This is a genomic window from Mycobacterium sp. NPDC048908 (genome assembly GCF_043197955.1).
Classification (GTDB): domain Bacteria; phylum Actinomycetota; class Actinomycetes; order Mycobacteriales; family Mycobacteriaceae; genus Mycobacterium.
On sequence record NZ_JBICUE010000019.1, the window covers coordinates 43,527 to 62,061 of the forward strand.

General features: G+C 66.0%; 19 protein-coding genes. 14 read left to right on the forward strand and 5 right to left on the reverse strand.

The features are described from left to right. Genes ACGFK1_RS29550 through ACGFK1_RS29605 form a run of 12 tightly spaced genes read left to right on the forward strand, consistent with a single transcriptional unit; the run spans nucleotide 1 to nucleotide 11,039 of the window. On the forward strand, nucleotides 1-867 hold the full coding sequence (locus ACGFK1_RS29550; protein WP_393438157.1) for an ABC transporter permease: 867 nt from the start codon (nucleotides 1-3) through the stop codon (nucleotides 865-867). Nucleotides 868-875: 8 nt separating this feature from the next. Beyond that, entirely contained in the window at nucleotides 876-1,880 is a 1,005-nt protein-coding gene (locus ACGFK1_RS29555) for an ABC transporter permease (RefSeq protein ID WP_393438288.1), read from the forward strand. Next, entirely contained in the window at nucleotides 1,880-2,530 is a 651-nt protein-coding gene (locus tag ACGFK1_RS29560; protein ID WP_393438160.1) for a cysteine hydrolase family protein, read from the forward strand. The genes ACGFK1_RS29555 and ACGFK1_RS29560 overlap by 1 nt, the downstream gene beginning before the upstream one ends. Beyond that, nucleotides 2,527-4,104, forward strand: a complete 1,578-nt coding sequence (locus ACGFK1_RS29565; RefSeq protein WP_393438163.1) for an ABC transporter substrate-binding protein — start codon at nucleotides 2,527-2,529, stop codon at nucleotides 4,102-4,104. Before ACGFK1_RS29560 ends, ACGFK1_RS29565 begins: the two co-directional genes overlap by 4 nt. 4 nt (nucleotides 4,105-4,108) lie before the next feature. Continuing rightward, the gene (locus ACGFK1_RS29570) at nucleotides 4,109-4,915 is read left to right on the forward strand and encodes an N-acyl homoserine lactonase family protein (RefSeq protein WP_393438166.1); all 807 of its coding nucleotides are present in this window, start codon (nucleotides 4,109-4,111) and stop codon (nucleotides 4,913-4,915) included. Beyond that, a complete protein-coding gene (gene allB / locus ACGFK1_RS29575) occupies nucleotides 4,915-6,213 on the forward strand; it encodes an allantoinase AllB (RefSeq protein ID WP_393438169.1) in 1,299 nt (432 codons plus the stop codon). Before ACGFK1_RS29570 ends, allB begins: the two co-directional genes overlap by 1 nt. Further along, complete coding sequence (locus ACGFK1_RS29580; protein ID WP_393438172.1) at nucleotides 6,210-6,962, forward strand: aspartate/glutamate racemase family protein; 753 nt, start codon at nucleotides 6,210-6,212, stop codon at nucleotides 6,960-6,962. The genes allB and ACGFK1_RS29580 overlap by 4 nt, the downstream gene beginning before the upstream one ends. Beyond that, nucleotides 6,959-7,963 (forward strand): allantoicase, encoded by a 1,005-nt coding sequence (gene alc / locus ACGFK1_RS29585; RefSeq protein ID WP_393438175.1) that lies wholly within the window; start codon nucleotides 6,959-6,961, stop codon nucleotides 7,961-7,963. Before ACGFK1_RS29580 ends, alc begins: the two co-directional genes overlap by 4 nt. Continuing rightward, a complete protein-coding gene (locus tag ACGFK1_RS29590; protein WP_393438178.1) occupies nucleotides 7,960-8,481 on the forward strand; it encodes a hypothetical protein in 522 nt (173 codons plus the stop codon). The genes alc and ACGFK1_RS29590 overlap by 4 nt, the downstream gene beginning before the upstream one ends. After that, complete coding sequence (locus ACGFK1_RS29595) at nucleotides 8,478-9,515, forward strand: isopenicillin N synthase family dioxygenase (RefSeq protein WP_393438181.1); 1,038 nt, start codon at nucleotides 8,478-8,480, stop codon at nucleotides 9,513-9,515. Before ACGFK1_RS29590 ends, ACGFK1_RS29595 begins: the two co-directional genes overlap by 4 nt. 19 nt (nucleotides 9,516-9,534) lie before the next feature. Beyond that, on the forward strand, nucleotides 9,535-10,554 hold the full coding sequence (locus tag ACGFK1_RS29600; RefSeq protein ID WP_393438183.1) for an NADP-dependent oxidoreductase: 1,020 nt from the start codon (nucleotides 9,535-9,537) through the stop codon (nucleotides 10,552-10,554). Beyond that, nucleotides 10,554-11,039: an NUDIX domain-containing protein gene (locus ACGFK1_RS29605; protein ID WP_393438186.1), complete on the forward strand. Its 486-nt coding sequence runs from the start codon at nucleotides 10,554-10,556 to the stop codon at nucleotides 11,037-11,039. Before ACGFK1_RS29600 ends, ACGFK1_RS29605 begins: the two co-directional genes overlap by 1 nt. On the opposite strand, the gene ACGFK1_RS29610 is transcribed toward ACGFK1_RS29605, so the two are convergent. Both ACGFK1_RS29610 and ACGFK1_RS29615 read right to left on the reverse strand, forming a co-directional pair. After that, the gene (locus tag ACGFK1_RS29610) at nucleotides 10,996-11,460 is read right to left on the reverse strand and encodes a nuclear transport factor 2 family protein (protein WP_393438189.1); all 465 of its coding nucleotides are present in this window, start codon (nucleotides 11,458-11,460) and stop codon (nucleotides 10,996-10,998) included. The genes ACGFK1_RS29605 and ACGFK1_RS29610 overlap by 44 nt on opposite strands. Next, a complete protein-coding gene (locus tag ACGFK1_RS29615) occupies nucleotides 11,457-13,232 on the reverse strand; it encodes a protein kinase (RefSeq protein WP_393438192.1) in 1,776 nt (591 codons plus the stop codon). Before ACGFK1_RS29615 ends, ACGFK1_RS29610 begins: the two co-directional genes overlap by 4 nt. 35 nt (nucleotides 13,233-13,267) lie before the next feature. Here ACGFK1_RS29615 and ACGFK1_RS29620 point away from each other — a divergent pair, with 35 nt between their 5' ends. After that, the gene (locus ACGFK1_RS29620) at nucleotides 13,268-14,101 is read left to right on the forward strand and encodes a lysophospholipid acyltransferase family protein (protein WP_393438195.1); all 834 of its coding nucleotides are present in this window, start codon (nucleotides 13,268-13,270) and stop codon (nucleotides 14,099-14,101) included. A gap of 55 nt (nucleotides 14,102-14,156) precedes the next feature. Continuing rightward, nucleotides 14,157-14,591, forward strand: a complete 435-nt coding sequence (locus tag ACGFK1_RS29625) for an SRPBCC family protein (RefSeq protein ID WP_393438198.1) — start codon at nucleotides 14,157-14,159, stop codon at nucleotides 14,589-14,591. On the opposite strand, the gene ACGFK1_RS29630 is transcribed toward ACGFK1_RS29625, so the two are convergent. The 3 genes from ACGFK1_RS29630 to lysA form a co-directional block, all read right to left on the reverse strand. Continuing rightward, nucleotides 14,588-15,004: a hypothetical protein gene (locus ACGFK1_RS29630; RefSeq protein WP_393438201.1), complete on the reverse strand. Its 417-nt coding sequence runs from the start codon at nucleotides 15,002-15,004 to the stop codon at nucleotides 14,588-14,590. The genes ACGFK1_RS29625 and ACGFK1_RS29630 overlap by 4 nt on opposite strands. Nucleotides 15,005-15,083: 79 nt before the next feature. Beyond that, nucleotides 15,084-17,219 (reverse strand): 4-alpha-glucanotransferase, encoded by a 2,136-nt coding sequence (malQ, locus tag ACGFK1_RS29635; protein ID WP_393438204.1) that lies wholly within the window; start codon nucleotides 17,217-17,219, stop codon nucleotides 15,084-15,086. Between the two features lie 20 nt (nucleotides 17,220-17,239). Continuing rightward, entirely contained in the window at nucleotides 17,240-18,517 is a 1,278-nt protein-coding gene (gene lysA / locus ACGFK1_RS29640; RefSeq protein WP_393438207.1) for a diaminopimelate decarboxylase, read from the reverse strand. Nucleotides 18,518-18,535 lie beyond the last annotated feature (18 nt).

Genomic DNA, 18,535 nt, shown 5'->3' on the forward strand with positions numbered 1-18,535 from the left:
ATGGCGATCGCATTACCCGCGGGCGCGGTGACCAGAGGTCGGCTCCGACTCCCGTCGTTGCCGAATTCGTCTCCCATGGTGATGAATTGGGCCGCTGTCAGCCTCGTCGTCATCGTGACGGTGATCGCAGTCGCGGTGCCACTGATCTCGCCACACGATCCGTTGGTACCCGCGGGAATGCCGCTGCAGGCCCCCGGCAAGAGCGGCTTCCTGCTGGGAACGGACGCGATCGGCCGCGACATCCTCAGCCGCGTTCTGTACGGCGTACGGGCGAGTTGGTTCGCCGCACTGGTGGTGGTCGCGGTCGGGTTGCTGATCGGCGGACTGGTCGGGCTCATCGCGGGTGCGGCAGGCGGATGGCTCGACAGCCTGTTGATGCGCATCACCGATGCGTTTCTGTCGCTGCCCGCACCCGTGCTGGCGATCGCCGTTGTCGCCGCGCTCGGTCCAGGCTTCGTGCACACGTTGATCGCGGTGTCGATCGTGTGGTGGCCGTTCTATGCCCGGTTGGTGCGGGGCGAGGTCGCCCGACTGGCCGCCCGTCCACATGTCGAGGCTGCCCGGCTGGCCGGGGTGGGCCCGATCCGGTTGGCCAACCGTCATCTGCTGCCCGGGGCGGTGCCCAACGCGTTGGTGGCCGCGAGCCTCGACATCGGCAACCTGATCCTCACGCTTGCGGCGCTCTCGTTTCTCGGGCTTGGTCAGGCAGCGCCTGCACCCGAACTCGGCGCCGACACCGCCCGCAACCTGACCTACTTCCTGCAGCAGTGGTGGATTCCGGTGATGCCCGGCGTCGCGGTTTTGGTACTTGCACTCGCGGCCAATCTCGCGGGCGACGGCCTGCGCAACCTGATGAGGACGAGCTAACCGTGGCCATGCAGAAGTTCATCTTGTACCGGCTGGTCGCGATGGTGGCGATTTTGGTCGCGTTGATCGCGGTGATGTTTGTGCTGCAACATATTTCGCCGCTCGACCCGGTCAAGGCACAGCTCGGGGCGAACGCCTCCGCGGATGCCGTCGCGGCCCGCAAACATGCCCTCGGCCTCGACCAACCGATGATCAACCAGTTCTGGCATTACCTGACGGGCGCGGTGCAGGGCAACCTCGGCCAGTCGTATCGGACCAGGCACGCGGTGAGCAGCGATCTGAGCGACTTCTTTCCTGCGACACTGGAGTTGGCGCTCTACGGGCTCGGCCTCGCGCTGATCCTTGCCGGGTTGTTGGCATTCGGAACAACATTGAAGTGGCCGGGCGCATCGGTGTTGCGGGCGGTGCTGTTCACCGGAGCGTCCGCACCGATGTTCCTGCTCGGCATTCTCGGCTTGATCGTCTTTTACCAGAAGCTGGGCTGGGTGCCTGCCAACGGCCGCATCAGTGTTGCCAATCCGCCGACAGGACCCACCGGATTGCTGACCGTGGACGGGCTACTCGCAGGGCGCATCGACGTGGTGGCCGACGCACTGCACCACCTCGTCCTTCCCGCGGTGGTGATCGCGCTGGGTCCTGCGGTGGCGATCGGCCGGGTGCTGCGGTCAAGCCTGCTGACCGACGGCGACAGCGACTATGCGAGAACTGCTCGCGCCAAAGGGCTTTCGGAGGGGCGCATCATGGTCGGCCATGTGTTGCGCAACTGCGTCGGCGGCGCGCTGGCGATGACGGGTCTGCAAGTGGGCCTGATGTTTTCCGGCGTGCTGGTGATCGAGCAGGTCTTCGGCTGGCCCGGCATCGGTCAGTACATCGCCCAGAGCATTCCGGTCGCCGACTTCCCCGCGATCGCGGGCGTCACCTTGATGCTCGGTGTCCTTTACGTCGCCATCAACACGGCGGTCGACCTGCTACAGGCGGCGGCCGATCCACGAATCGCGGTAGGAGGAAGTTAGTGCCAACACAACCAATGATCGTGGGCAACCCCGTGCTGGTCGTCGTCGACATCCAGCAGAGCGGCGGGATGCCCTTGGCAGACGTCGGCATTCCGCATATGCCGGGGCATGCCGACCGCGTGGCACGTGCCGAGAAGCTGGTGGCGGCGGCGCGGGCCGCGGGCGTCCCTGTGGTCTTCTTCCAAGAGGTGCACCGGCCAAGCGGGGTGGACTTCGGTCGCGAACTGGACGGCACCGAAGGCGTGCACTGCGTCGAAGGTCAGCCAGGCACCGACCTCGAACTGCAGCCGCTGGCTGACGAATTCCACATCGTCAAGCGGCGGTATTCCGGCTTCATCGGAACGGATTTCGAGATCGTGCTGCGCGGCTTGCGGGCGTCGACGCTGATCCTGATCGGTGGGTTGACCGACGTCTGCGTGCACTACACGTTCGCCGACGCGCACCAGCGGGACTACTACGTACGCGTCGTCACCGACTGCGTCGGCGGATCATCGCAATACCTGCACGACGCGGCGCTGGCCGCCATGGAGTACCTGCAGACCGGCGCCTGCCGCACCACCGACGAGATCCTCACGGCCTTTGAATGTCGCCGCCTCCGCGGCTCCGAAAAAGAACGCGAACAACCCGTCCTCGAAGGAGCACCACGATGACCAACCGACTACTGGCTCTCGCGGCGGCCGGTGCCGCCGTGGTACTGACCCTGTCCGCCTGTAGTTCGGATTCCGGCTCCAGCACACCCAACGCCGCACCCACCGACAAGGTGCTGCACCTGTCGTTCCTCCAGGACCCCGGCCAGCCGCCGGACCCCGACGTCTACTACGCGGGCCAGGGCCTGCTGCTGACCACCAACCTGTACGAGGGGCTGCTGCAATACCAGGGCGGCACCGACAAGCGGCAGTTACAGCCCCTGCTGGCCACCGAGTGGACCGCTTCGCCGGACAACAAGGTGTTCACCTTCAAATTGCGCGAGGGCGTGAAATTCCACGACGGGACACCGTTCAAGTCCGACGCGGTGAAAGCGTCGTTCGGCCGGCGGTTGGCCGTCAACGGCGGCCCGGCGTACATGGTCAAAGATGTCGAATCCGTTACCACACAGGGTGATTACGGAGTCACGATCACGTTGAAGTCGCCAAATTTCGAGTTCCTTGACTATCTCGCGTCCGCGTACGGTCCGCGGATGATGAGCCCGACCGGTTTGCAGAAGAACGGCGGCTCCGACTTCGCACAGAACTACCTGACCACACACGACCTCGGTACCGGGCCGTACACGCTGACCGACGCGCAAGTGGGATCACATTATTCGATGGCGTCGTTCCCGGACTACTGGGGCCCCAAGCCGTACTTCGAGAAAGTGGAGATGCCGGTGATCACCGACAGCTCCGCGCAACAACTGCAGTTCAACAACGGTCAACTCGCGGCGATCCTGCACGACCTGCCGTCATCTGCGGTGGAGCAGTACCTCAACAACCCCAAATACGCGCATTACTCGCTGCCGACGATAATGGCGGGTTTCCTGTACACGAACCCGAACAAGGGCGTCATGAAAGACCAGGCCACCAGGACCGCGGTGATGGACGCCATCGACGTCGACCAGTTGGTCAAGCAGACGTACTTCGGCCGCGGAAAGATCGGCGCCCAGATGTACCCGCCGTACGTGTTGGCCGCCGACTACGCCAAGCAGGCGTTGAAGCACGACGCCTCGGCGCTGGCCAAGATCGCGGCCGGGCTGCCCGCCGACCAGAAGTCGATCACCATCGGTTACGACACCAGCAACCCCGACATGCAGCTGATCAGCAACCTGGTGCAGACCCAACTCGCTGCGGCCGGCCTGACCGCCAAGGTGCAGGGCTACCCGACTTCGGAGATCTACGGCTGGGTCGGCACCGATATGCAGGCGGCGCCCGAGGTCTTCGTCAATCCCGTGTGGCCGGATTCGCCGACACCCTACACCTGGGGACACATCTCCTGGGACAAAGACGGCGGGATCAATTACCTGGGCTGCTCGTCGCCGCGAGTGAGTTCAGCCCTGACCCAAGGCCTTCCGGGTGGTCAGCCACAACCCTTCTCGGATGCGGGCGCGGCCGCCGAGGAAACCGGATGCTGGCTCAACATCGCGGACATCGACGACTTCGTCGTCGCCCAGCCGTGGTTGAAGGGCGTTGAACAGGCGCATGCGCTGTCGAACCCGAACTCGCTTCGGATCGCGGCGCTGTCCGTAGGGTGATGCGATGGGAAAAGTTCATCGGATCGTCCTGCTGACACTCGGCTGGGAGGAGTTGCCGAAGGCCGTGTCGGTATACGGCACTCCTCCCGAACAGCGACTGCGCGAACCGGTACCGGGTGTGCTGCTGCAGACCGACGGTGGCTGGGTTTTGCTCGACACCGGGTTCAACACCGCTTTGATTCGGGATCCGGCGCTGTATCGGCGGTTCTACCCCTCGGTCGAGTACATTCCGGTGCTGCCGGGTCCCGGTGAGCCGATCGAACAGTCGCTGCACGACATCGGCGTCGACTTCGACGATATCCACACCGTCGCGGTGAGCCATCTTCACCACGATCATGCCGGCGGGCTGAAACTGTTCGCGGGTGAGGTGCCGGTGCACGCCCAGCGGCGTGAACTCGAGTACGGGCTGTCCAACCATCCGGAACCCGAGCACAATGCGATCGCGAGAATCGATTTCGACGACCCACGCATCGAATGGCGACTGGCCGATGGCGAAGCCGAGATCGCGCCGGGCATCACCGCGGTACCCACCTACGGGCACACGCCGGGGCATCAGAGCTTCGTCGTCGAACTCGATGAGTCCGTCGGTGGCGACGGCTTCGTGTTCGCGTTCGATGCTGCCGACCTGACCGAAAACATCGAACACGAACTCCCGATCGGCGGCTACATCGGCGTCGAACCGGAGGAGACGATCGAACCGATCCGCAAGCTCAAGAGGCTGGCCAAAGACAAGGGCTATCAACTGATCCCCGGCCATGATCCGCACGTATGGCCGGAGCTGACCCGGCATTTCCACGACAGATTCGCCTAGTGGACCTGATTATTCGCGCTGAGAAGGCGGTGATCGAGGGGCAGGTGCGCGCGGCGGTGGTCGCGGTGGCCGACGGCGTGATCGTGGCCGTCGACGCGATAGACACGGAGTGTGCGGCGATCAAGCACATCCGCTTCGACGGCTCGGCGGTCCTGATGCCCGGCTTCGTCGACACCCACGTGCACATCAATGAGCCGGGCACCGACTGGGAGGGTTTCGCCACCGCGACGTCGGCCGCCGTCGCGGCGGGCATCACCACACTGGTCGATATGCCGCTGGACAGCGATCCGGTGACCACCACAGTCGCCGCACTGGAATGCAAACGCCAAGCCGCGCAGGACAACTGCGAGGTGGACGTCGAATTCTGGGGTGGCGTGGTGCCGGGCAATGTCGACGAGCTGAGCGGACTGGCCGATGCGGGCGTCCGCGGTTTCAAGTGCTTCCTCACCGATTCCGGTAACCCAAACTTCGCCGCGCTTGACGCTGAGGAGTTCCGTGCCGCGGCGGCACGTGTCGCCGCGTTGAACACGGTGCTGCTCGTGCATGCCGAGAGCGCGCAAATCATCGCTGGAAGTCCGGCACCGTGTGGCCGCAGGTATGCGGAGTACCTGTCGTCGCGGCCGGATGTCTGTGAGGAAGACTCAGTCAGGCTGGTCATCGACACCGCCGAGCGAACCGGTGCCAGGGTGCACGTGGTGCACGTCTCCAGCGCGCGCGTGCTGCCGATGCTGGCCGAAGCCAAGCGGTCCGGTCTGCGCATCACCGCCGAAACCTGCCCGCACTACCTGAGCTTCGTAGCCGAAGAAATCCCTGACGGCGCGACGCAGTTCGCGGTGTGTCCGCCGATCCGTGACTCAGACAACCGCGAACTGCTGTGGCATGGCCTCGCCGACGGTGTGCTCGACATGATCGTGTCGGACCACTCGCCGTGTGGGCCGTCGATGAAGGCCGGTGGTGACTTCGGCCTGACGTTCGGCGGGATCAGTTCCCTCGAGGTCGGCCCGCGCGCCGCGTGGACACAGGCCGCCGAGCGTGATTTCGGGCTGACCGAACTGTGCCGGTGGATGTCCGAACGGCCCGCGGCCCTCGCCGGTTTCCAAGACAGGGGACGGATCGCGGTCGGACAGCGGGCCGACTTTTGCGTGTTCGACCCGGATGCCGAACAGGCGGTGCATGCCGCGACGCTGCGGCACAGGCACCCAACGACGCCGTACGACGGTGCGGTGCTGAGGGGCGCTGCGCTGCAGACCTGGCGCGCAGGCCGCCTCATCTACGACCAGATTGGCCAGCCGGCATGAAACTTCTGCTGCTCAACCCGAATACATCGGAGGCGATGACGGCCCAGATCGCCGCTGCCGCCGCGGCGGTGGCCGCAGACGGCACCGAAATCGTGTCCTGTCATCCGCATTTCGGCGCGACGGCGATCGACTCGGCGGCCGAGAGTCATTTGTCCGCGGTCGGTGTGATGGATCTGGTGGCCGTGAAGCTGGCAGCGGGCGAATTCGATTACCAGGCAGTGATTTTCGCCGGTTTCGGCGAACACGGCAAAGATGCCCTGCAAGAAATGCTGCCGGTTCCCGTGCTCGACATCGCCGAGACCGCCGCACACGTCGCGCATCTGATCGGCAGGCGCTTTTCCGTGGTGACGACGCTGGCCCGGTCGATACCGGCGATCGAGGACAGATTGCTGCTCGCCGGTCTCCATACGCACTGCGCGTCGGTGCGGGCCTGTGGTTTGGGTACCGCAGAGGTGGATGCGGACCCAGCGGGCGCAGTGCAGGCCATAGTCGACGAAGCGGCCAGGGCGATCGCCGACGACCGCGCGGACGTGATCTGCCTCGGGTGCGCGGGGATGGCGGGTGTCACCGCTGAGATCACCGCCAAGCTGGGCGTGCCCGTCGTCGACGGCGTCGCCGCCGCGGTCGCGGTGGCGCAGGCGCTGGTCGGACTGGGGCTGACCACCAGCAAGGTCGGCGCCTACGCCCCTGGGCCGGACAACCCGCGCAGCCACTGGCCGTTGTCGGCGGCGTTGGGGTTGCCGACGTGAACGTCGACCTGGCGTCGCGCGTCCTCGGCGGCAGCGTGGTCGCCGCGAGCGACGAGTCGTTCGGATTCAAGGAACGGCTGATCGATCCGAGTGAACCCGCCTTCGTCCCAGGAACATTCGATCTGCGCGGCGAGGTGGTCGACGGCTGGGAGACGCGCAGGCACGCCGACGGCGACTGGGTGATCGTGCGGCTCGGCGTCGGCGGGCGGTTGCGCGCCATCGACGTCGACACCCGGTTCTTCTCGGGCAATCAGCCGACCGGGTGCCGCATTGATGCCTGTGTGCTGGACACGGTCAGTGATCCGACCGCCGCCGAGGTGCCGTGGAGCACGGTGATCCACCCGAGCCCGCTCAAACCTGATTCGCACAATCTGTTCGCAGTCGATGACCGACGGCGCTACACGCACATCCGGTTGCATTTGAATTCCGACGGCGGCGTCGCGCGGCTGCGGGTCTACGGCACCGTGATTCCTGATCCGGCCATCTGGGCCGACGTCACCGTCGAGGTGTCAAGCGTCGAACAGGGCGGCCGCGTCGAATGGTCCTCTGACAGCTTCTATTCCGACGCGCGATCACTGATCGCGGCCGACCGGCCACGAACGATGGGCGACGGCTGGGAGACCAGGCGGCGGCGTGATGTCGGCCCCGATACCCACGACGCTGCAATGATCTCGTTCGCTGTGCCTGCAGATCTACAACGCATCGAAATCGACACCAGCCGGTTCGTGTTCAACGCCTCACCCGAGGTCGCGGTGCTGGGCAGCACCGCTCGCCCATGCGGTGACCGCGGCTGGGCGCTGGTTCTCTTCGACGTCGAGGTGCTGGCGCGTACTCGGATCGCCGCCGACGCCCGACAGGTATTCATCGTCGACGCGGCGAACATCACCGCGCTGCGCGTCCAGGCTTATCCCGACGGTGGACTCGCGCGTGTCCGCGCGTTCGGCAGGCCGACTGACCACGGCACCGAGCTGCTGAAAACCCTGTGGGAGGCCTCAGCGTGAGCACCCGAGTGCTGATGACTCACTGCAGTGGACTGTGGCGGCGCACCCTGCTGATAGACAGCGACGGGGCTCGGGACACCAGCGCAGGTGTCGCATGGCTGCAAGGGATCACCGGGTATGTGGATACCCGTGGTTTCGCAGGCCGGCTCAGCCAGCACGACGACGTCTTCGAATGGCAGCGACTGGTCGATGTGGCGCCGCCAGGCCCATTCCCCGACGCCGGTCGGATGCGTTGGGAGAACGCCACACTGATCGAAGAAGGCGTGCACGAGTCCTACGTCGAGCATTGGGTCCGGCACGATGGCGACTCCGAACCGAACTGGGCGCTGTTCGCGACCGACGCCATCCTGGTGTGCGTCGGCGAGAGGTACGGCTGGGCGGATGAGCGCGGTGTGGTGCTGGGCGTGGTCGGCGACCCACGTTGGGCGGCCCTCGATTTGCGCATTACAGATGATGAGCTGGTGGCCAACGGCGTCCGGCGGCACATCGAGGACAGCGAAGGAGTAGTGGATTTATGAGTGGCGCAACGTCATTCACGTCGGTGCCGGTGATAGACATCAGCGGGCTGTGCTCTCAGCACCGAGCCGAGCGTGAACGGGTGGCAACCGAACTGGGTGCTGCGGCAGGCCAGATCGGGTTCTTCTACGTCAGCGGCGCGGGCGTCGACGACGCGGTGTTCCAGCGCATGCTGGCGGCCACGAAGCAGTTCTTCGCGCTTCCGCTCGAGGAGAAGATGCGGTACTACATCGGCCTGTCCAACTGTCACCGCGGCTACGTGCCTCCTGGAGAAGAGGGGCTGGGCACCGGTACGCCGGAGGTGAAGGAGGCCTACGACACCGCGCTGGACCTGCCCGCCGACGACCCCGACTACCTTGCCGGCAATCCGATGCTCGGTCCAAACACTTGGCCGGACCTCCCCGGCTTCGCCGACGCGGTGACCACGTACTACCGGGCGGTGCTCGACGTCGGCCACCGGCTGCTGTCGGCGTTCGCGGTGGCATTGGGGGAGCGCCCCGACACGTTCTCCAGGCACGCCACCAAGACGCCGAGCCAGCTGCGGCTCATCCACTACCCGTACAACCCCGACGCCGTCGACGCCGCGGGCATCGGCGCGCACACCGATTACGAATGCTTCACGCTTCTCAAGCCCACCGCTCCCGGGCTCGAGGTGCTCAACGGTGCCGGCCGCTGGATCGATGTGCCGCCGCTGCCCGACACGTTCGTCGTCAACATCGGCGACATGCTGGAACTGTGGACCAACGGGACCTACGTGGCCACCAGCCATCGGGTGCGCAAGGTCAAAGAGGAGCGCTATTCGTTCCCGCTGTTCTTCAACGTCGACTATGACACCGAGGTGAAGCCGTTGCCGCAGTTCGCATCCCGCGATGGCAAACAGCGACCCGCGCTGCGCGCAGGCGAGCACCTGTTCGCGCAAACCGCGCAGACGTTCGCCTACCTGCGGAAGCGGGTCGAGGCGGGTGAGGTGGTGCTGCCGGACGGTTCATTGGCGGTCGGCCAGTTTGGTCAGGAAGCATTGCAGAAGCGGGGCTGATCTTCGGTAGGTTCGCCATGTGGCCGAGCTGACGAACCGCCAGATCCTGTTGCGCCGCCGCCCGCACGGGCTGGTGGCACCCGACGACACCGAACTGGTCACCAAGCCGGCGCCCGAGCCTGCCGACGGCGAGGCGTTGGTACGCACCACGTACGTCGGGATCGACGCCGCGGCACGCACCTGGCTCGACGGCCAACCGGGCTACCTGCCGGCGCTCCAACTGGGAGACGTCATCCGGGCCGCGGGAATCGGTGAGGTGGTGGCGACACGCTGTGAGGCCTACGCCGTCGGTGACGTCGTCACCACCCTGACCGGATTTCAGGAGTACGTGCTCATCCGCGACGACATCTTCACCACACCGATCCCCGGTGAAACCGACCAACTCGCGATCATGTCCGTCTACGGCCCGACGGGCGCGACCGCGTATTTCGGCATGACCGACGTCGGCAGACCGCAAGCAGGGGACACCGTGGTGGTCTCCGCCGCGGCAGGCGCCACCGGGTCGGTGGCCGGACAGATCGCCAAGATCGCCGGTGCGCGGGTGGTCGGCATTGCGGGCGGGCCGCGCAAGTGCAAGGCCGTGGTCGAGGACTTCGGCTTCGACGCCTGCATCGACTACAAGTCGGATGACCTTCGCGCCGCACTCAAGGAGCACTGCCCCAAGGGCGTGAACGTGTACTTCGACAACGTCGGCGGTCCGATTCTCGACGCGGTGCTCGGCCGGCTGGCGCCGAAGGCGCGTGTGGTGCTCTGCGGCGTCATCTCGAGCTACCTAAGCGGGGAGCACCCCGGCCCAGCAAACTACGTCAACCTGTTGTCGAAAACGGCGACGATGCAGGGGTTCAACGCGCTCGACGAGTGGGGGCGCTTCGACGAGGCGTTCGCGTCGTTGCGGCAGTGGGAGGCCGACGGCCGTCTTGTACACCGGCAGACCATCTTCGAGGGCATCGAGTCGTGTGTCGACGCGCTGAACGGGCTGTTCACCGGCGCCAACATCGGCAAGACGTTGGTCAAGCTCAGCGAGCCAACGGCGGCCTGATGCCCAGATTGAGCGCGGGCCTGCTGCTGTACCGGATCACCGAGGCAAGCGTCGAGGTGCTGATCGGCCACCCGGGCGGCCCATTCTGGGCGCGCAAGGACGAAGGTGCGTGGTCGATTCCAAAGGGCGAATACCTCGAAGGGGAAGACCCGTGGACTGTCGCGCAACGTGAGTTCGAGGAGGAACTCGGCAAGAAGCCGCCGGACGGTCCCCGCATCGCGTTCACTCCGATCAAACAGCCGAGCGGAAAGGTGATCACCGCCTTCGCCGTTCGCGGCGACCTCGACCTCGAAGGAACGTTCAGCAACACGTTCGAGCTGGAGTGGCCGAAGGGGTCGGGAAATGTTCGCCAGTACCCCGAAATCGACAGGGTCGGTTGGTTTTCCGTCGCGGAGGCGACAGTGAAACTGCTGAAGGGCCAGCGTCCGCTGCTCGATCGGCTCATGGTCGCCCTCGAAGACGGCGGACAGGACGGGTCTCGATAGCGTTGATGGTCAGCGCGCGGCCGTGGATGCGCCAACCGGCGCGGGTGCGCAGGTACTCGTCGTCGTAGCGAAGGTGCCACACCAGGTCCGTGGCCTGGTTCGCATCGGTGGTCCAGTGGTGTGCGATGCAGGTGATGCGGCCCAGCGCGTAGTCCGGGTCGTCACCGGGGGCATAGACTTCGCCGACTATCGCGTGTTCGGTGCGGATGACCGCGGCCAGCCCCGACATCGCTGTGCGCACCCCGTCGTGGCCATGGTGACGGCGCACCGGGTCCAGCGATCGTGGCGGGTCGGGTAGCCGCAACTCCGCTGTCGGCGTGAACAACTGGACGACGTCGTCGAAGCGGCGGTCGTCGACAGCGGACGCGTACAGGTGCACCAGATCGGTGAGCGCCAGTCGGTCGGATGCGTTGAGGCTCACGGCACCCGACGACCATTGCTGCGCCGGATCTCTTCCCAGCATTGGATGCGTGTTTTGCCCGTCTGCTGCATGCACATGCGGATCGGCGACTCATCTTCGGTCGGCAGCGGAGTATCGGTGGGTTCTGTTGTGACCGTTGGACTCTCGATATCTCCGGGTTGCAACGACCATACCGTGGTTCCGCTGGGCCGAAGAGTCGCGCAGTATGCGGCGGCACCCTCGGCAGTCGTCGCCGTGCTGCCGACGGGTGTGCAGTTGGCGCCGATAACGACAGTCACGGTGGGCGGGGCCACTGGCTCCGGTGGTGCAGGCACTGGTGTGACCACCGGACTGCTTGTCGTCGTCGAAGTGGCGGTCGCCGTGCCGTCCTGCGGTCGGTCAGCCCGCCGAAACTCGGTGACAGCCACAGTGATCGCGACGATCAGCAGCACAACGAGAACCACGGGAACCAGGACGCTCGGTCGTGCCAAGGAGCGTTTCCGTGCCGGGGGAGCAGTGACCAGATGGGTGTCGGCGTCAGTTGTCGTCGCGTTGTCGAGTCGGTGGGTGAGTGCATGAGCGAAGTCGACACAACGCCCGAAGCGTTCGGCGGGATTCTTCGCCAACGCTTTGGCCAGCACCGGGTCCAGCGCCGACAGTCCGGGGCGCCGCCTGCCGATGGCGGGTGGCGACGCCGACAGATGCTGGCTGATGACGACGGCCGGATTGGAGTTGACGAACGGCGGCGTGCCGGTGAGCAGGTGAAAAGCGGTGGCCGCCAACGCATACTGATCGGCTCGCCCGTCGATTTGGCCGCCCATCAGCTGTTCTGGTGCCGCGTAGGACACCGTGCCGACCGTCATGTTGGTTTCTGTCAACCCGCTGATGTCGTTCGCCCAGTGGGCAATCCCGAAGTCCGCCAACAAAATACGTTCATCACTCGACTGAGGATGAGACAGCAGGATGTTGGCTGGTTTGACGTCGCGGTGCAGCAAGCCGCGTTCGTGCGCGTAGTCCAGCGCCTCTGCTACGGCGGTGACAATTCTCGCGACCTCGACCGTGGGCATCCCGGTGGGGTGACGTTCCCGCAGCAGACGTGAAGCGTCGGTACCGTCCACGTAGTCCATCGAAATCCAGAGTTGCGCATCGGCTTCGCCGCGATCATGCACGCCGACGATGTGCGGATGCCACAGGGTGGCCGCGATGTCGGCCTCCCGGTTGAACCGCTCGCGGTAAGCGGGGTCCGCGGACACCGACGCGGGCAGCACCTTGAGCGCGTCGCGGCGCGGCAGTCGCGGATGCTGGGCGAGGTAGACCTCACCCATGCCGCCTGAGCCGAGCAATCGCACGATGGTGTATCCCGCGAACGTCGCGCCATCGGCCAGCGGCATGGGCGAATAGTACAGAGGCGACTGCAGATCCAGGGTCGGATGCGAACCCTCGGCTGCCCGGGAGATGCATATCAGCATCATCCCGTTGCGCCGCTCGGGATCGGTGAGCAGCGCGTCGCGGTGGTCGACGATCCCGTTCAGCACCCTGGTGCGGCAAGTGCCGCAGAAGCCTTGCTGGCACGAGTACGGTGCGTGAACCTCCGCCCGGTTCAGGGCTGAAAGCAGCGTCTCGTCGGCGCCGACCTGCACTGTCTGGCCGGTCGACGCGACCGAGACGGAGTATCTCGTGCCGTCGATGACCGGGGGGCGCCGCGAACCGTTCGAAGTGCAACTCGACGTCGCCGCGGGGCAGTGTAGCGAAGTAGGTGGGAACGCGGGTAGCAGGTTCTTTCGCTCCGGCACGTTTCGGGTTTCCGCGTTGCGTCAATAACACCTGCATGGCGGGGTTGAGTGACGTTCTCGAATGGGCCAAGGGGCAGGTCGCGTCGCGAGTACCGAAGGCGGATCTCGACCAACGCGACTCGGATTACATCCGTGAGCAATTACCCGGTCTCTGGCTGCTGGCGTCGCTGTACTTCAGGGCGGACGTTCACGGTCTGGATCGCGTTCCGCGCGAAGGACCGGTGTTGCTGGTCGGCAACCACAGCGGGGGAAACCTCCCACCCGACACCTTCGTCTTCACGCTGGCCTTCTGTTCCTACTTCGGCGTCGAGCGGCCCTTCTACCAACTGGCACACAATCTGGTGGTGTCGATGCCTGGGCTGGGCTCGCTGCGCAAGTTCGGCACCGTGGCGGCCAATCACGAAAACGCAAGATTGGCACTGGAATCCGGTGCCGCGCTGTTGGTGTACCCGGGCGGCGACTACGAGGTGTTCCGGCCGTCATGGAAACGTCACGAGGTCGACTTCGGCGGCCGCACGGGATACGTCAAGCTCGCGCGGGAGGCGGAGGTACCGATCGTGCCGGTCGCCTCGGTCGGCGGCCAGGAAGCGGCGCTGTTTCTGGACCGCGGACAGTGGCTTGCCAAGCTGCTGATGGTCGACAAGACGGCGCGGTTGAAGAGCGTGCCCATCCTGCTGGCGCCGCCATGGGGCTTGACCGTCAGCGACATGGTGCCGCGACTGCCGCTGCCGACGAAGATCGCCATCGAGGTGCAGGATCCGATTGACGCCGATGGTGACGACGACACGTTGCACAAGCAGGTGATGGAGAGTCTGCAGGCCGGTGTTGACCGGTTGGCGGCGCAGCGTCGATTCCCGGTGATCGGCTGATGTGGGGCCACGCCCGAAGGGCAGGGGACGCTTGCGCGAAGAAGAGAGTGACCTGATGCGCGTGCAACGCCGTTGCGTCATCGACGCCGATCCCGACACCGTCTGGAAGGCCGTCAGCGACCCCGATTGTTATCCGCAGTTCATGGCCAGCCTTGAACGCTGGGAACAGGTCACCGAAGGTCCGGCGAAGAAAGGCGCCCGCTACACCGTGCACTGGAAGATCGGCTCGGTCCCGATCGGCGGGGTGGTCGAGGTCTCCGAGTTCGATCCGTCCCATGACCTGGCGTGGATCGGCATATCAGGCGTTTCGCTGCGCGGCCGGTTCAGGATCCGCGACGCAGGCGACGGACGCACCAAGGTGATCTTCCGGCTGGCCTACGAGTCGGCAGGCAACCTGCTCGGCATCATCGCCGATCGGGTGGCGGCGCGCCAGGTGGGCCGCAACATGAGCGCCACGCTGAAGAACCTGAAACAGATGGTCGAGACCTAGCCCGGAGGCGGGGCGGCCGGCCCCGGCGCACCCTGAATCGGGACGACCGGGGTCGGGGTCACGGTCGTGACGCCATTGGCGCCGACAGTCGGGCCACCGGACGGGCCCATAGACGCGAGTTCGTCGGCGGCCTTCTGGCTGCAGTCCAGCATCAGCAGCATCCGGCCGCCGCCTGTGATCTTCTGCTGGTCGACCAGGCATTGCGCCTGAGGCAGCACGCTGCCGAACGATCCGCCGAAGTACGCCTTGACGCCCTGACTCTTCAGGATTTGCAGCGCCTTGTTGTACGGCTCGCCGACGACATTGAAGGAGCTCATGTCCGGGCCCGGTTGCGAGAGCGCAACGCCGGCGCCGATCAGTGCCACCGAGCCTGCGGCGACCAGGCCCCCGCTGAGCGCAACGAGCTTCTTCACGTGATCTCTCCCTAAGTCGGTGCCGTGCGAACATATCGCAGCGGTGACAAATGTGAAACCGCTGGCGACGCACCGAGCGTTACAGCGGCGGGTGCACGATCTGCTTCATCGCCTCGCCGAGCCTGGCGGCCCGCGGGTCGGCGAACACGTCCTCCAGCAGGAGTTTCCGGCCGTCGGGCCCGGTCAGGGGCACCCGCCAGTTCGGATATTCGTCCGTCGTGCCGGGCTGGTTCTGCGTACGCAGATCCCCGACGGCGTCCGCAAGGGACAGGGTAAGCAGCTTGGACGGCGTGCGGCCCAGATACCGGTACAGCGCGAGCACTACTTCTTCGGTCGAATTCGTATCGCCGAGCAACCCGACGCGGCGCAGTTCAGCCAGCCACGCGGCCTGTTGCGCCTGGTCAGCTGCCAATTCCTCGGCGGCCGAGCGCGTCAATAAGCCCAACTTGTCACGCAGCCGTACGTGCTCGCCGGCCAGATAGCCTGCGGTCGGTGGCAGATCGTGCGTGGTCACCGCCGACAGGCAGTACTCGCGCCATTTTTCCGCGGGAAGTGGTCCGCCGTCGCCGTCGCGGTCGGCCTCGAACCACAGGATCGAGGTGCCGAAGAGGCCGCGTTCATGCAGATAGTCGCGCACCCACGGCTCGACGGTGCCGAGATCCTCGCCAACTACCACAGCGCCTGCCCGATGCGCCTCGAGTGCGACGATGCCGATCATCGCCTCGTGGTCGTAGCGGACGTAGGTGCCGTCGGTGGGCTGAGCGCCCTTCGGAATCCACCACAACCGGAACAGCCCGATGATGTGGTCGATGCGCACCCCGCCCGCGTGCCGCAGCACCGCGTTGACCAGGGCGCGGAACGGCTCGTAGGAGTGTTTCATCAATTGGTCCGGCCGCCACGGCGGCTGCGACCAGTCCTGGCCGAGTTGATTGAACTCATCCGGCGGCGCGCCCGCCGTCACGCCGAGCGCCAGCACGTCCTGCAGGGCCCATGCATCGGCGCCGTTCGGGTCAACACCGACCGCGAGATCGTGCATGATGCCGAGTTCCATCCCGGCCTGGACGGCCGTGGCCTGCGCTGCGGTCAGCTGGTCGTCGAGCTGCCACTGCAGCCAGCGGTGGAAGTCGACGGCCCTGGGGTACTTGGTGACGAATTCGACGACGGCCGGTGCGGTCGGATGCTGGAGCTCATCCGGCCACTGGTGCCAGTCATTGCCGTACTTCTCGGCGAGCGCACACCAGGTGGCGAAGTCGTCGAGGCTGCCGCCTTCACGTCTGCGATACGCGGCGTACGCCAACTCGCGCCCCGCCGACCGCTTGACGCGGTACACGGTTTCCAGCGCGGAGCGTTTGGCCTTCCACGCGGCGTCCCGGTCAATGCGCTTGGACTTCTTGGCAACTGCCTGCGCCTCGGCGCGCGCCCGGCGTGCGCTGCCGCGCTGCCGGACATAGGCGAACTCGTCGATGGCCTCGACGCGCAGATACAGCGGGTTGACGAACCGGCGCGACGTCGGCAGGTACGGCGATGGTTCCATCGGTGGGGTAGGAGCCGCTGCGTGCAGCGGGTTGACCAGTATGAAGCCGGCGCCGTGCTGCGACGCCGACCACACCGCGAGGTCGGCGAGATCGGTCAAATCGCCGATGCCCCAGGAATTTTGCGAGCGCACACTGTAGAGCTGGGTGGCCAGACCCCATGCCCGGCTTGGGCCCAGCCGGGCAGGCAGCTTCAATGAGGCGGGCGAGATGATGACCAGGGTGCTGACGTCGGACGCACCGATCTGCAGGTGAAGTCGGTGGTAGCCGAGCGGCAGGTCGGCGGGCAGCTCGAAGGTGGCCTCACCGACCAGTCTGCCGTCGAGATCGTAAGGGGCCCGGTTGTTTTCGAGTTGCCGCAGGCCCGTCCGCACGCTGCCGTCCTCGAGCCGCAACCACAACCGGGCCGGATCACCATGCGTGACGTGCACCCAGAACGACGACGCCACCTGAGACCGGCCGATGATCGTCGGCGGAAGCGATTGCGCCCAGTACTCACGGTCGTGCGCGGTGAGTGCGGCCGACCGCTGGCCCTCGGTCGCGGCGGGCACGCCGAGCGCATCGAGGACCGCGATCAGTGTCGAGTCTGCGACCACCGAGTTCTTGCCGGTCCAGTCCTGATATTCGGTGGCTACGCCGTAGCGGTGCGCCAACTCGACGAGCGACGCGGGCGGCTCCGTCATGTCATACATCCTGCACGGTGTCAGTCGACATCGCGCATCAACAAATCGTCCCAGGTATCTCGGCGCACCACGAGCCGGGCATACCCATTGCGCGCGAAGATAACCGGGACCCGGCGGGCGCCGTTGTACTGGTTGGACATCGTGTAGCAATACGCGCCGGTGACCGGGACGGCCAGCAGATCACCGACAGCGGGTGCGCGCAGCGGCACCCCGTCGACGAGCTGGTCGCCGGATTCGCAATGCCGCCCAACCACGCTGACCATGTCCCCGCCACCGACCCGGTTCACGATCGTCGCCTCGAACCGCTGCCCGGTCAGCGACACCTCGAGGTTGTCGCCCATACCGCCGTCCACCGCCACATGGGTGATGACGCCTCGCTTGATCGTGGTGATCCGGTAGATCGTGCACGCGCTGTTGGCGACCATGCTGCGGCCGGGCTCGACGATGATGCGCGCGCCTTCGGGAAGCAGTGCCTTCGCCTGCGTGACCATCGCGTCGGCGTAGTCATCGAGACCGGGCGGGTGCTCGGTGTAGGTGTAGCGCACGCCGAGACCGCCGCCGAGATCGTAGACATCGAACGTGCCGAGCTTCGCGATCGGCTCGACGGCCTGTGCGAGTTGGTCGACGTTGAGCAGTTGCGAGCCGACATGGGTGTGTACGCCGTCGAGCCTGAGCTTGGCGCTTCGCTCGATCCTGGCGATCGCATCGCGCGCATCGGCAGGCGACAAGCCGAACTTCGAGCCGGCGTGCCCCGTCGCCTGTGACGCATGCGTGGTGGCCTCGACGCCGGGGATGACCCGCACCAGACACGGCTGTCGATGGCCGACTGGCACAATGCGTTCCAGCCTGTCGATGTCGTCGAAGTTGTCGACCACAATCAGCCCGACGCGGTGGTGGACAGCCAGCGTCAGTTCCTCGTCGGTCTTGGCATTGCCGTGCAACACCAGCGTGCCGGGATCGGCGCCGGCCTTGAGGGCGGTCAAGATCTCACCGCCACCGGCCACGTCGAGATGCAGCCCCTCCTCGACCATCACTCGCTGAACAGCGGTGCACGGGAACGACTTTGACGCGAATGCCACATCGCTGCGCGGCCACCGGTCACGGAACGCGGCCAGGTAGTCGCGCGCGCGATGCCGCAACGCGTCCTCCGAGACGACGATGGCCGGCGTGCCGAACTGCTCGGCCACCTCGTCGAGTCGACAGCCAGCCACCGTGAGGGTGCCGTCGTCGGCCATGCCGGTTTCCGGCGGGAACAGACCGAGGAGTTCGTCGGTGGCCACGTCGGTTTCAGCTGCCATCGCTAAAGCCTGCCACCG

Coding starts and splice junctions, on each gene's coding strand:
- ACGFK1_RS29595 (WP_393438181.1), top strand. CDS start 8,478: ATGAGTGGCGCAACGTCATTCACGTCGGTGCCGGTGATAGACATCAGC.
- ACGFK1_RS29550 (WP_393438157.1), top strand. CDS start 1: ATGGCGATCGCATTACCCGCGGGCGCGGTGACCAGAGGTCGGCTCCGA.
- ACGFK1_RS29555 (WP_393438288.1), top strand. CDS start 876: ATGCAGAAGTTCATCTTGTACCGGCTGGTCGCGATGGTGGCGATTTTG.
- ACGFK1_RS29580 (WP_393438172.1), top strand. CDS start 6,210: ATGAAACTTCTGCTGCTCAACCCGAATACATCGGAGGCGATGACGGCC.
- ACGFK1_RS29565 (WP_393438163.1), top strand. CDS start 2,527: ATGACCAACCGACTACTGGCTCTCGCGGCGGCCGGTGCCGCCGTGGTA.
- ACGFK1_RS29570 (WP_393438166.1), top strand. CDS start 4,109: ATGGGAAAAGTTCATCGGATCGTCCTGCTGACACTCGGCTGGGAGGAG.
- ACGFK1_RS29620 (WP_393438195.1), top strand. CDS start 13,268: ATGGCGGGGTTGAGTGACGTTCTCGAATGGGCCAAGGGGCAGGTCGCG.
- lysA (WP_393438207.1), bottom strand. CDS start 18,517: ATGGCAGCTGAAACCGACGTGGCCACCGACGAACTCCTCGGTCTGTTC.
- malQ (WP_393438204.1), bottom strand. CDS start 17,219: ATGACGGAGCCGCCCGCGTCGCTCGTCGAGTTGGCGCACCGCTACGGC.
- ACGFK1_RS29625 (WP_393438198.1), top strand. CDS start 14,157: ATGCGCGTGCAACGCCGTTGCGTCATCGACGCCGATCCCGACACCGTC.
- ACGFK1_RS29605 (WP_393438186.1), top strand. CDS start 10,554: ATGCCCAGATTGAGCGCGGGCCTGCTGCTGTACCGGATCACCGAGGCA.